This window comes from Streptomyces sp. T12 (genome assembly GCF_028736035.1).
Taxonomy (GTDB): Bacteria; Actinomycetota; Actinomycetes; order Streptomycetales; family Streptomycetaceae; genus Streptomyces.
The window spans coordinates 3,337,925-3,349,836 of the sequence record NZ_CP117866.1; the positions used below are offsets into that span (position 1 = coordinate 3,337,925).

General features: G+C 72.0%; 14 protein-coding genes. 8 read left to right on the forward strand and 6 right to left on the reverse strand.

Annotated elements, in window-relative coordinates:
- Window positions 1-12: 12 nt before the first annotated feature.
- The 3 genes from ybeY to PBV52_RS14880 are packed head-to-tail and all read left to right on the forward strand — an operon-like array spanning window position 13 to window position 2,170.
- Window positions 13-510, forward strand: a complete 498-nt coding sequence (ybeY, locus tag PBV52_RS14870) for an rRNA maturation RNase YbeY (protein ID WP_274238835.1) — start codon at window positions 13-15, stop codon at window positions 508-510.
- Window positions 507-1,814 (forward strand): hemolysin family protein, encoded by a 1,308-nt coding sequence (locus tag PBV52_RS14875; protein WP_274238836.1) that lies wholly within the window; start codon window positions 507-509, stop codon window positions 1,812-1,814. The genes ybeY and PBV52_RS14875 overlap by 4 nt, the downstream gene beginning before the upstream one ends.
- Entirely contained in the window at window positions 1,811-2,170 is a 360-nt protein-coding gene (locus tag PBV52_RS14880; protein ID WP_274238837.1) for an MmcQ/YjbR family DNA-binding protein, read from the forward strand. Before PBV52_RS14875 ends, PBV52_RS14880 begins: the two co-directional genes overlap by 4 nt.
- Here PBV52_RS14880 and PBV52_RS14885 read toward each other — a convergent pair.
- Window positions 2,132-3,580 (reverse strand): MFS transporter, encoded by a 1,449-nt coding sequence (locus tag PBV52_RS14885; RefSeq protein ID WP_274238838.1) that lies wholly within the window; start codon window positions 3,578-3,580, stop codon window positions 2,132-2,134. The genes PBV52_RS14880 and PBV52_RS14885 overlap by 39 nt on opposite strands.
- Before the next feature lie 148 nt (window positions 3,581-3,728).
- Here PBV52_RS14885 and PBV52_RS14890 point away from each other — a divergent pair, with 148 nt between their 5' ends.
- The 3 genes from PBV52_RS14890 to PBV52_RS14900 all read left to right on the forward strand — a co-directional run bounded on the left by PBV52_RS14890 (window position 3,729) and on the right by PBV52_RS14900 (window position 5,865).
- Window positions 3,729-4,553 carry a helix-turn-helix transcriptional regulator gene (locus PBV52_RS14890; protein ID WP_274249392.1) on the forward strand — a complete coding sequence of 275 codons (825 nt, stop codon included), beginning with the start codon at window positions 3,729-3,731 and terminating at the stop codon, window positions 4,551-4,553.
- A 29-nt stretch (window positions 4,554-4,582) separates the two neighbouring features.
- Window positions 4,583-4,936 (forward strand): cytidine deaminase, encoded by a 354-nt coding sequence (locus PBV52_RS14895; protein WP_274238839.1) that lies wholly within the window; start codon window positions 4,583-4,585, stop codon window positions 4,934-4,936.
- 128 nt (window positions 4,937-5,064) lie between these two features.
- Entirely contained in the window at window positions 5,065-5,865 is an 801-nt protein-coding gene (locus PBV52_RS14900; protein WP_274238840.1) for a VOC family protein, read from the forward strand.
- A 27-nt stretch (window positions 5,866-5,892) separates the two neighbouring features.
- On the opposite strand, the gene PBV52_RS14905 is transcribed toward PBV52_RS14900, so the two are convergent.
- Window positions 5,893-7,050, reverse strand: coding sequence for a carbohydrate kinase family protein (locus PBV52_RS14905; protein WP_274238841.1), 1,158 nt, complete (start codon window positions 7,048-7,050; stop codon window positions 5,893-5,895).
- Between the two features lie 115 nt (window positions 7,051-7,165).
- Window positions 7,166-7,363: a hypothetical protein gene (locus PBV52_RS14910; protein WP_274238842.1), complete on the reverse strand. Its 198-nt coding sequence runs from the start codon at window positions 7,361-7,363 to the stop codon at window positions 7,166-7,168.
- Between the two features lie 6 nt (window positions 7,364-7,369).
- Between PBV52_RS14910 and PBV52_RS14915 the strand changes: the two genes are divergently transcribed.
- Both PBV52_RS14915 and PBV52_RS14920 read left to right on the forward strand, forming a co-directional pair.
- Window positions 7,370-8,164, forward strand: a complete 795-nt coding sequence (locus PBV52_RS14915) for an IclR family transcriptional regulator (protein ID WP_274238843.1) — start codon at window positions 7,370-7,372, stop codon at window positions 8,162-8,164.
- A gap of 174 nt (window positions 8,165-8,338) precedes the next feature.
- Window positions 8,339-9,562: an MFS transporter gene (locus PBV52_RS14920; protein WP_274238844.1), complete on the forward strand. Its 1,224-nt coding sequence runs from the start codon at window positions 8,339-8,341 to the stop codon at window positions 9,560-9,562.
- On the opposite strand, the gene PBV52_RS14925 is transcribed toward PBV52_RS14920, so the two are convergent.
- From PBV52_RS14925 to PBV52_RS14935, 3 genes are read right to left on the reverse strand one after another with little or no spacing between them, the layout of a single operon-like run.
- Window positions 9,555-10,547, reverse strand: coding sequence for an adenosine deaminase (locus PBV52_RS14925; protein ID WP_274238845.1), 993 nt, complete (start codon window positions 10,545-10,547; stop codon window positions 9,555-9,557). The two genes, PBV52_RS14920 and PBV52_RS14925, sit on opposite strands and share 8 nt — an antisense overlap.
- A 20-nt stretch (window positions 10,548-10,567) precedes the next feature.
- On the reverse strand, window positions 10,568-11,473 hold the full coding sequence (locus PBV52_RS14930; RefSeq protein WP_274238846.1) for a ribonuclease Z: 906 nt from the start codon (window positions 11,471-11,473) through the stop codon (window positions 10,568-10,570).
- Between the two features lie 21 nt (window positions 11,474-11,494).
- Complete coding sequence (locus PBV52_RS14935; RefSeq protein ID WP_274238847.1) at window positions 11,495-11,848, reverse strand: histidine triad nucleotide-binding protein; 354 nt, start codon at window positions 11,846-11,848, stop codon at window positions 11,495-11,497.
- Window positions 11,849-11,912: the final 64 nt, after the last annotated feature.

Below are 11,912 nucleotides of genomic sequence, written 5' to 3' on the forward strand. Positions count from 1 at the left end.
CACAGCACGACCATGTCGATCGACGTCAACAACGAGTCCGGAACCGAGGTCGACGAGCAGGCGATCCTCGACATCGCCCGCTACGCGCTCGCGCGGATGCGCATCCACCCGCTCTCCGAGCTCTCGGTGATCGTCGTGGACGCCGACGCCATGGAGCAGCTCCACATTCAGTGGATGGACTTGCCCGGGCCGACCGATGTCATGTCCTTCCCGATGGACGAGCTGCGGCCGCCGTCCAAGGACGACGACGAGCCTCCGCAGGGGCTCCTCGGGGACATCGTGCTGTGCCCCGAAGTCGCCGCCAAGCAGGGGGCGGAAGCGCCCACGCAGCACTCCATGGACGAGGAGCTCCAGCTGCTCGCCGTCCATGGAGTGCTGCATCTGCTCGGGTACGACCACGAGGAGCCCGACGAGAAGGCCGAGATGTTCGGCCTGCAGGCCGCCATCGTGGACGGCTGGCGTTCGGAGAAGGGGCTGACCGGGCCGTCCCCTGCCCCGACCGTGTCATGAGCCTCCCCCTCGTCTCCGGTGCGATCGCCCTCGTGGTGGTCGCCTGGCTCGCCGCCTGCGCGGAGGCGGGCCTGGCGCGCGTCTCCAGCTTCCGCGCCGAGGAGGCCGTACGCAGCGGCCGGCGCGGCAGCGAGAAGCTCGCGCTCGTCGCCGCCGACCCGACCCGCTATCTGAACGTGGCGCTGCTGGTGCGCGTGGCCTGCGAGATGGCCGCCGCCGCGCTCGTCACGTACGCCTGCCTGCAGGAGTTCGACAGCACCACCGAGGCCCTCCTGGTGGCGATAGCGGTCATGGTGCTGGTGTCGTACGTCGCCGTCGGGGTCTCCCCGCGCACCATCGGGCGCCAGCATCCGCTGAACACGGCGACGGCGGCGGCGTACGTCCTGCTGCCGCTCGCGCGGATCATGGGTCCTATCCCCTACCTGCTGATCCTCATCGGCAACGCGCTGACTCCAGGCAAGGGCTTCCGCCGCGGCCCCTTCGCCTCCGAGGCGGAGCTGCGGGCGCTGGTCGACCTCGCCGAGAAGGAGTCGCTGATCGAGGACGACGAGCGCCGCATGGTGCACTCGGTCTTCGAGCTGGGCGACACGCTGGTGCGCGAGGTCATGGTCCCGCGCACCGACCTGGTCGTGATCGAGCGCTACAAGACGATCCGCCAGGCCCTCACCCTCGCCCTGCGCTCCGGCTTCTCGCGCATACCGGTCGTCGGGGAGAGCGAGGACGACGTGGTGGGGATCGTGTATCTGAAGGACCTGGCCCGCAAGACGCACATCAGCCGGGAGGCGGAGAGCGAGCTGGTGTCCACGGCCATGCGGCCCGCCGCCTTCGTCCCGGACACCAAGAACGCCGGCGACCTGCTGCGCGAGATGCAGCAGGAGCGCAACCACGTCGCCGTCGTCATCGACGAGTACGGCGGCACCGCCGGCATCGTGACCATCGAGGACATCCTCGAGGAGATCGTCGGTGAGATCACCGACGAGTACGACCGTGAGCTGCCGCCGGTGGAGGAGCTGGGCGAGGACCGCTACCGGGTCACCGCCCGCCTGGACATCACCGACCTCGGCGAGCTGTACGGCCTCGACGAGTACGACGACGAGGACGTGGAGACCGTCGGCGGGCTGCTGGCGAAGGCGCTGGGCCGGGTACCGATCGCCGGGGCGTCGTCGCTGGTCGAGCTGCCGGACAGCCGTGAGCTGCGGCTGACGGCGGAGGCGGCGGCCGGGCGCCGGAACAAGATCGTGACCGTGCTCGTGGAGCCGGTGGCCCCCGCCGGGCCCCTTCAGGAGGAGACGAAGCCGGAGTGACCCCTCAGGAGCTGCGCACGTTCTGCCTGTCGTTCAACGCGACCGTGGAGGACTTCCCGTTCAACCCGGAGACCTCGGTCTTCAAGGTGCTGGGCAAGCTCTTCGCGCTGACGAACCTGGACGCGCGGCCCCTGACGGTCAATCTGAAGTGCGACCCGGATGACGCGGTACGCCTGCGCGGTGAACACCCGGGCCTGATCGTCCCCGGCTGGCACATGAACAAGCGGCACTGGAACACGGTGACGGTCGACGGCGAGCTCCCGGACCGTCTCGTCCGGGAGCTCGTCGAGGACTCGTACGACCTGGTCGTGGCCGGTCTACCGAGAGCCGACCGGCTCCGCCTCGACCGCCCCTGAACCGGCCGACCGCCAGGTCCGCAGGCCGAGTGCGATCAGGGCCGCGCCTACCAGGAGGATCGCCGCGTCGATCCCCATGACCAGGCGGGTGCCGGACAGCAGGTCGTCGGAGGTCGTCGCGAGGACGCCCAGCAGGGGGATGCCGATCGTGATGCCGACCTGCTGGGTCGAGGTGACCAGGCCGGTGGCCAGGCCCTGTTCCTCGTCGGGGACGCCCGAGGTGACCGTCAGGCCGTAGGAGATGATCGCGGCCACGTGAGGCATGCTCGCCAGCGAGACGGCGACCACGGCGAGCCAGACGGACCAGCTGTGCGCGTTCAGGAACAGCAGGGCGATCATGAAGGCGCCCTGGCCGGTGAGCCCGGCGACAAGGGTGCGGCGCGCGCCGAGACGGCTGACGACCCTGGGGGTGAGCGAGCCCGCGATCACCGCCATGATCCCCTGGACGCCGAAGACCAGGCCCGCCTCCCAGGACGACAGATGCAGGATCTCCTGCAGGTACAGGGTGAGGACGAACACCACCGTCGACATCATCGAGAAGGTGATCAGCCCGCCGAGGTTGCCCCACGCCACCGTGCGGCGGCGCAGCATGGAGAGGGAGACCAGGGGTGCGTCGGTGCGGGACTCGACCACCGCGAAGGCCGTCAGGAGCGCGATGCCCGCGATCAGCGTCACGACGACGTCGGCGCGGCCGAAGCCGTGGTCGGCGGCCGTTGTCAGGGCGTAGATCAGGGACAGCAGACCACCGGTGACGGTGATCGCGCCGGGCACGTCCAGGTGCGGGCGGTCGGGGGTGCGGGACTCGGGCAGCAGGCCGGGCGCGAGCGGCAGCACGATCAGCGCGAAGACGGCGAGCAGGCCCATCGTGGAGCGCCAGCCGAGTGCGTCGGTCAGGACACCGCCCGCGACCACGCCGACGGTGAAGCCGAGGGACATCAGTGTCCCGGAGATGCCGAGGGCGCGGTCCCGGGCGGGGCCCTCGGCGAAGGTGGTGGTCAGCAGGGACATGCCGGACGGCACGATGACGGCCGCGCCGAGGCCCTGCAGCGCGCGTCCCGTGAGGAACGACGCCGGGTCCCAGGCGAACGTCGCGAGCAGCGAGGCCGCGGCGAACAGGACGAGGCCGGTGAGGAACAGCTTGCGGCGGCCGTACAGGTCGCCGATGCGGCCGAAGAGGAGCAGGAAGCCGCCGGACGGCAGCGCGAACGCCGTGACCGCCCACTGCAGCGCCGACTGGCTCATGCCGAGGTCCGCGCCGAGGACGGGGAGGGCGACGTTCAGGACGGAGAAGTCGAGCGCGACCATGAAGTTCGCGGCGCACAGGACGAACAGGATGAGTCTGTCGCGCGTCGATAATCGGGGGGTGTCGAGCGGTGGGGACGTCGGGGGACTGGTGGGATCGATCGCCATGGGCTAGAGACTGACGGTGGTGGAATAGCCGTGGGGAGCGGGCAGTTGTCCTGGTGGTGGCACCACCAGCCAACAGGGTGAGGGGGATCCCTACGTGTCCAAGGGCACGCTGAAGAGCCAACGGCAGCGCGAGTTACGCGAGTTCCTGATGAGCAGGCGGGCCCGGGTGACACCGGCCGAGGCGGGCCTGCCGGACGGCGGAGCGCGGCGGCGTACGCCGGGGCTGCGGCGCGAGGAGGTCGCCGTGCTCGCCGGAGTGGGCGCTTCCTGGTACCAGTGGCTGGAGCAGGGGCGGGACATCTCCGTGTCGCCCCAGGTGCTGGACGCGGTCGCCCGTGTGCTGCGGCTGAGCGACGCCGAGCGCCGGCATCTGTACCTGCTGGCCGGGCTGAACCCGCCGGCGCCCGAAGTGGCGGCACCGGCGCCGCAGGACATGTGCGACGGGCTGCGGCGGCTGATCGACGCGTGGATGCCGCATCCGGCGTACATCATGGACAAGTACTACAACGCCGTGCTGCACAGCGAAGCGGCCGCGGCGGTGCTCGGCATGCGGCCCGGCGAGAGGTGGAACTGCCTCATCGAGTTCTTCGCGAATCCGATGTACCGGTCACGGCCGAGAAGCTGGGACGCGAACGCCCGTACGCTCGTGGCGCAGTTCCGCGCGGCCTGCTCGGCCTCTCCCGACGACGAGGGGTTCCAGGCCGTACTGGCCGAAGCGAAGGCGTCCAGCCCGGAGTTCGGCACGCTGTGGGAGCGGCGGGACATCGAGGACGCCGGGCAGATCCGCAAGGAGCTGGACCATCCGGTGGTCGGACTCCTGTGCCTGGAGTCGACGGTGCTGCAGATGCCGGTGCGGCCGGATCTGTCGATCGTCCTGCACACGCCGCTGGACGAGGCCGACACGGCGGCGAAGTTGGAGTGGCTGGCGTCGCCGGAGGGGCGGCGCGGGGCGATGTACCCCGTGGCCGGTTAGGCCGGCAGGTCGCTACGTATGCTCAGGTCATGACCGACAACAGCGCGCTCGACCCCGAGGACCGCAAGATCATCACCTTGGCCCGTTCCGCGCGGGCCCGCAACGGCGTGCCCGAGGGGGCGGCCGTACGGGACGAGACCGGCCGTACGTATGTCGCCGGGACCGTCGCCCTGGACTCCCTGAAGCTGAGCGCGCTGCAGACGGCGGTGGCGATGGCGGCGGCGTCGGGGGCGAAGTCGCTGGAGGCGGCGGCGGTCGTGACCGAGGCGCAGGCGCCGTCGGCGCAGGACCGGGCGGCGGTGCGGGATCTGGGCGGGCCGGGTACGCCGGTGCTGGTGGCGGGGCCCGACGGGGCGCTGCGGGCTACGGTGACGGCGGGCTGAGGTCCGGGGAGTTCTTCGCCCCCGCCGCCCCTGCCCCGCTGATCGGCGCTGAGAAGCGAACGTCAGCGGGCGAGTGTCAGTGCTCGGTGCCACGCTGAGGTGGTACAGATCTGCGAAAGGGCATCGCCATGATCACCACTGACCTCTCCCCCGGCTCCCCCTGTTGGCTCGACCTCGGCGCCCCCGACGTCCGGGCCGCCGCGGCCTTCTACGGCGCGGTGCTCGGCTGGGAGTACGAGTCCATGGGCGAGGCGGAGGACTTCGAAGGCGGGATGTTCAAGAAGGACGGCAAGACCGTCGCCGGGCTGGGCAAGCTCACCGAGGAGGGTGCGCGGTCGGCCTGGATGATCTACTACACCGTCGACGACGCGGACGCTGCGACCCAGGCCGTGGAGCGCGCGGGCGGCACCGTGCGGGTGGCGCCGCGGGACCTCGACGACTGGGGGCGGATGGCGCAGTTCAACGATCCGCTGGGCGGCCAGTTCGCCGTCTGGCAGCCGGGGAAGAACTCGGGCTTCGAGCTGGCCGACGAGCCGGGGTCGCTGTCGTGGACCGAGCTGTACACGAGCGATGCCGCGGGCGCGAAGGAGTTCTACGGCGGTGTCTTCGGCTGGCAGTTCAGCGACATGCCGCTGCCGGGCGGCGGGGGCGCGTACACCCTCATCACGCCGGCCGGGCTGCCCGAGGAGCGTATGCAGGGCGGCCTCATGGAGCTGCCCGCGGAGAACCTCGCGCTGGCGAACGGGCGGCCGTACTGGCACCCGGTCTTCAACGTCACCGACTGCGACGCCGCCGTCGCCAAGGTCACGGAGAACGGCGGCAGCGTGCAGATGGGGCCGGAGGACGCGGAGGGCGTCGGCCGGCTGGCGGTCTGCGTCGACCCGGCGATGGCGGACTTCGTGGTGCTGACGCCGGCCACGCCGAGCTGAGCCCGCAAGGCCGCGGCGCCGCAGTCGTCACGCCGAGCGCCGGAACCCGATCGTCGGCACCGCCCGCCGCAGCGGCCACGGTCTGCCCTGTTCCTCCGGCACCTGATCCGCCAGGAACGCGTACCGGTGCAGGGCCTCGGGGTCCTGCCGGTCGAGGGAGCGGACCTTGCGCCACCAGGCGCCGATCTCGGCCCAGCCGGGGGCGGACAGGGAGCCGCCGAACTCCTGGACCGAGAGGGCTGCCGTCAGGCCCGCGAAGGCCAGGCGGTCGGCGAGGGGCCAGTCGGCCAGGGTGCCCGCGACGAAGCCGGCCACGAAGACGTCGCCGGCGCCGGTCGGGTCGAGGGCCTCGACGGCGATCGCGGGGACCTCGGCCGTCTCCCCGGTCCGTCCGTCCACCGCGTACGCGCCCTCCGCGCCGAGGGTGACGACCGCGAGCGGGACGTACGCGGTGAGGGCGTGGGCGGCCTCGCGCGGGCAGTCGGTGCCCGTGTACCGCATGGCCTCCTGCGCGTTCGGCAGGAAGGCCTCGCAGTGCTCCAGGTCGGCCAGTCCCGGCAGGTCCCATGCCCCCGTGTCGTCCCAGCCGACGTCGGCGAAGATACGGGTGCCCTTGCTCGCGGCCTGCGCGATCCAGGGGGCCCGCCGGCCCGGCACGAGGGAGGCGACCGCGGCACGCGCGCGTGGCGGGCAGTCGGGCGCCGGCTCCTCCGGGGGCGGCTCGTGGCCGTGGGAGACCATCGTGCGCTCCCCCTCGTACGCCATCGAGACCGTGACCGGGGAGTGCCAGTCCGGCACCGTGCGCGACGGCGTCAGGTCGATGCCCTCGCCGTGCTCCAGCGCGTCCCAGCAGTACTCGCCGTAGTGGTCGTCGCCGAAGGCCGCGGCGAGCGAGGTCCGCAGGCCGAGGCGGGCCAGGGCCGTCGCCATGTTCGCCACGCCGCCGGGGCTCGACCCCATCCCGCGCGCCCACGATTCGGTGCCGCGCACCGGGGCCGAATCCAGGCCGGTGAAGATGATGTCGAGGAAGACCGTGCCCGTGAGATACACGTCCCAGGGCGGGTCGGCGGGCGTGCGCAGGCCGGCGAGGGGGTCGACCTGGCTCCGGCGGTACGGCTTCCCTGCCCTGGACGACGGCCCCTGGGGCGAGGGTCCCTTTCCGTTGGGCGCGGTGGGCGTGGTCACGGTGCGCTCCCTGACGTGATGCTGATCTGGCCAGTGTGCACCACGCCACCGACAACGCCACCGCGATCCGGCCCGAGCCCCCGCGGACGACCTCACCGGAGCGGTCGGCGAGGCCCTACCAGCGGGGTACCGACGGCGTGCCCCATCCGGGGTCGGCGATCCGCATGGCGGCCGCGTCGTCGCGGTCCCGGAGCGAGCCGTCGTCTTCCAGCCACCGCCGGTGCGGCTCTTGCTGGATGTTGCGCAGCCCACCGACGTCGACCTGTCCATGACCGTCAATGGCGCGGTCGATCCGATGCGGCCCGATTACCATCGCCCCATGTCAGAGACAGGCGGCGTCCGCGAGGTGAAGTCCGCGGCGCGGACGGTCGAGTTGCTGGAGCTCCTCGCCGCGCGCGGCGACCGCCCCGCACGCCTCCAGGAGCTGGCGGACGCGCTGGAGGTGCCGCGCAGCTCCATGTACGCGCTGCTGCAGACCCTGATCTCCCGCGGCTGGGTCCGCACCGACGTCACCGGCTCGCTCTACGGCATCGGTATCCACGCCCTGCTCACCGGCACCAGCTACCTCGACTCCGACCCGCGCGTCCGCGCCGTACGCCCGTATCTGGACGAGGCGTCCGAGGCGCTGGGCGAGACGATGCACCTGGGGCGGCTGGACGGCCGGGACGTGGCGTATCTGGCGACGCGCGAGTCGCACGAATACCTGCGGACGATCAGCCGGGTGGGCCGCCGCCTCCCGGCGCACGCGGGAGCCCTGGGCAAGGCGCTGCTCGCCGAACGCCCCGACGGCGACCTCCCCGAGGGGCCGTACGAGTCCCTCACCCCGCACACCCACACCACCCGCGAGCCCCTCGCCGCCGATCTCGCCGCCGTACGGGCGCGCGGCTACTCGGTCGACCGCGAGGAGAGCGTCCCCGGCATCGTCGGCTTCGGCTTCGCCCTGCGCTACGACTCCCCGGCCCAGGACGCGATCAGCTGCTCGGTGCCGGTGGCCCGGTTGTCGGCGGGGCACGAGGAGCGGATCGTCGCGGTGATGCGGGAGATCAGGGCGAAGATCGAGGCGACGGTTCCCGGTGGGGTCGGCGGCAACGGGTCGGTGCACTGGCGCAGGTGAGGGCGCCTCTTACCCGCATTGCCTCACCGCAAACAGAACGTGCCCCAGATCACACCCCCCTCCCTTCTTCGCGCCTGTCCCTGCTTGATACAAATTCCTCGCGCGTTCCTGTCCGTCGACGGCCTGCGCCCTCCCCCTCTTGAGCCGCTCCTTTCGCATGCCCTGGGAACGCCCGTGTTCGCCCCCCGCACCACTGCCTGGCCCCTCGTCGCCCTTTTCACGGCCGGGTACCTGGCTCCGTATCTGCTGCCGACGGTCGTCGGCAGGCTCGACTCCGGACTTCCGCTCTCCCCGACCCAGGCCGGCGCCGTCGGCAGCGCGCTGCTGCTGAGTTCGGCGTCGGCGGGCGTCCTGCTGGCCTCCCGGGTGGAACGGGTCGGGGCACGGACCCTGGCACGCATCGCCCTCGTTCTCGCCGTCGTCGGCTACGGCGGGGCCGCACTCACCCACGCCGTACCGGCCGTCGTGCTCGGCGCGCTCGTCGGCGGGTTCGGCTCGGGTACGGCGACGGCGGTCGCCGCCACCGGGGTGGCCGCCCTGCCCGACCCGCACCGGGCCACCACGCTCGGCCTCCTCGGCGTCTCCGCCCTCGCGGGCGCCGTCTATCTGACGGTCCCCCACCTCGGCCCCGGACACGGCCTCCCGCTCGCCGCGATCGCCCTCACGGCGCTCGCCGTATGGCCGTTGACGGGCCGGCTCCCCGCCGCCACGACCACCTCGCGACAGGGCTGGGACACCTCGCCCGTCCCCCACCGCCGCCAGGGCCTGACCCTCGCCGCCTGCATGCTGTGCTGGTCCCTCGCCCAGAACTCCCTCTGGGGCGTCAGCGGCCGGATCGGCCTGACCCAGGCGCATCTGACGGAGGCCACGGTCGGCGCGGTGTTCGCCGTGGCGCTCGGCGCCGGGCTGCTGGGCGTCACCGGAGCGGGCGCGCTCGGCCCGCGCCTGGGTCGCGCGCTGCCCATCGGCGCGGGTACGGCCCTCATCGCGGCCTGCATCACGCTCAGCGCGTCCGCCACCGACCTGCCGACCTTCGCGACCGGCGAGATCGCCTGGAACACGCTCTACCCGATCGTCCTGTCGTACGTCATCGGCCTGGCCGCCTCCCTCGACAGGCGCGGCCGCTGGGCGGTCCTCGTCGGCTCGGCGTCGTCGCTGGGCACGGCGGCGGGCCCGCTGACCGGGAGCGTGCTCTCGGCGCAGGCCGGGTTCCCGGTCATGGGCGCGGTGCTGGCGGCCGGGCTGCTGGTGATCGCCGTACCGATGACGGCGGTGGCGCTGGGCAGGCGGCCGCAGAAGACCGTCGAAGTCGCGGAAGGCGTCGAGGTGGTCGAGATCCCCCTGGACAGCGCCGAAGCCACCCCCGCCGCCCCCGACCGCCTCACCGCGGCTACCTGAACTCGTACGCCTCCACCTCGGCCAGATACCGCGCCCGCAGCGCCTCGTCGTCGTCCAGGAAGGAGGCGAGGAACGAGTTGCGGGCGAGTTCTCGGAGCCGTTCCTCGGTCAGGCCGAGGGTCTGGCGTACGGCGTCGAAGTTGTCGCCGGCGTACCCGCCGAAGTAGGCCGGGTCGTCGGAGTTGACCGTGCACATCAGCCCGGCGTCGAGCATCGCGGGCAGGGGGTGCTCGGCGAGGACGTCGACGGTGCGCAGCCGTACGTTCGACAAGGGGCACAGCGTCAGCGGCACCCGCTCCCGCACCAGCCGCTCGACCAGCGCCGGGTCCTCCATGCACCGCAGCCCGTGGTCGACCCGCTCGACGCCGAGGACGTCGAGGGCCTCGGTGATGTAGGCGGGCGGCCCCTCCTCGCCGGCGTGCGCGACGCGCCGCAGGCCGAGGGCGGCGGCGGCCTCGTACACCTCGCGGAACTTCACCGGGGGGTGGCCGACCTCGGCCGAGTCGAGGCCGACGCCGACGATCCGGTCGAGATACGGCTCGGCGGCCCGGAGCGTCTCCATGGCCGACTCGGCGGAGTCGTCGCGCAGGAAGCACATGATGAGCCGGGTGGAGACGCCGTGGTTCGCCTCGCTGCTGCCCAGCGCCCGCCACAGCCCCTCGACGACCGTCCCCAGCTCCACCCCGCGCTTGGTGTGGGCCTGCGGGTCGAAGAAGATCTCCGCGTGCCGCACACCCTGCGCGGCGGCGCGGGCGAGGTAGGCGTTCGCCAGGTCCTCGAAGTCGCGCTCGGTGCGCAGGACGGCCATGAGCTCGTAGTACAGGTTCAGGAAGGACTGGAGGTCCTCGAACTGGTAGGCCTTGCGCAGCTCGTCGGTGTCGGCGTACGGCAGCTCGACGCGGTTGCGGTCGGCCAGTTCGAAGGCGAGCTCGGGTTCGAGGGTGCCTTCGATGTGGAGGTGCAGTTCTGCTTTCGGGACGGACATCAAAGCATCGTACGGCGGTCCTACCGACGTTTCGGTAGCGGCACCCGCAGCAGGTCGTGCGCGACCGTCAACTCCCCGTCGAAACCGGCGGCCCGCGCCTGCCGCTCGAACTCGTCGGGCTCGGTGTAGCGCTGGCTGAAGTGGGTGAGCACGAGATGCCGTACGCCGCTGTCGAGCGCGACGCGAGCGGCTTGACCGGCGGTCAGATGACCGTGTTCCACGGCGAGTTCGACGTCCTCGTCCAGGAAGGTGGACTCGATGACGAGCATGTCGCAGCCTTCGGCCAGGGTGTACACCCCGTCGCACAGCCGCGTGTCCATGACGAACGCGAACCGCTGTCCGCGCCGGACCTCGCTGACGTCCTGCAGGGAGACCCCACCGAGCACCCCTTCCCGCTGGATGCGCCCGACGTCCGGCCCCTTGATGCCGTGCGCGGCGAGCCGTTCGGGCAGCATGCGGCGGCCGTCGGGCTCGACGAGGCGGTAGCCGTACGACTCGACGGGGTGCGACAGCCGGGCGGTCTCCAGCCGGTAGCCGCCGGTGTCGGCGATGACGCCGTCGGCGCTGACCGGGGCCTGCGCGAGGTCGACGGTCTCGCGGTAGGCGGTGGCGTAGCGCAGCCGGTCGAAGAAGCGCTGACCGGAACGCGGGTAATGGGCGGTGACGGGATGCGGAACCTTGTCCAGGTTGATCCGCTGGATGACGCCGGCGAGGCCGAGCGAGTGGTCCCCGTGGAAGTGGGTGACGCAGATCCGGTTCAGGTCGTGCGCCGCGACTCCGGCCCGCAGCATCTGCCGCTGCGTGCCCTCGCCGGGATCGAAGAGGATCCCCTCCCCGTCCCAGCGCAACAGATACCCGTTGTGGTTCCGGTGACGGGTCGGCACCTGGCTCGCTGTCCCGAGGACAACCAATTCACGTACGGACACGGCGACTTCGAACTACCTCGACTATCCCGGGGGCCACTGCATGCCGCGGCCGCCGAGGATGTGGGCGTGGGCGTGCCAGACGGTCTGACCGGCGCCGGCGCCGGTGTTGAAGACGATGCGGTAGCTCTCCAGCTTGTCCTCGTCGGCGACGGCCCGGGCCTCGCGCAGGACGTCCGCGGCGAGGGTGGGTTCGGCGGTGGCGAGGGCGGCGGCGTCCCGGTAGTGCGCCTTCGGGATGACCAGGACGTGGGTGGGCGCCTGGGGGTTGATGTCCCGGAACGCGACGGTCGTGTCCGTCTCCCGCACGATCGTCGCCGGGACATGGCCCTCGACGATCTTGCAGAACAGACAGTCGTCCTGCGGCTCCCCTGCCATTTTCCCTCCGGGGGTTGGGCGGTGGGTTTACGGGGGGCATCGTATCGTCGTCGGGTGCGGGTGC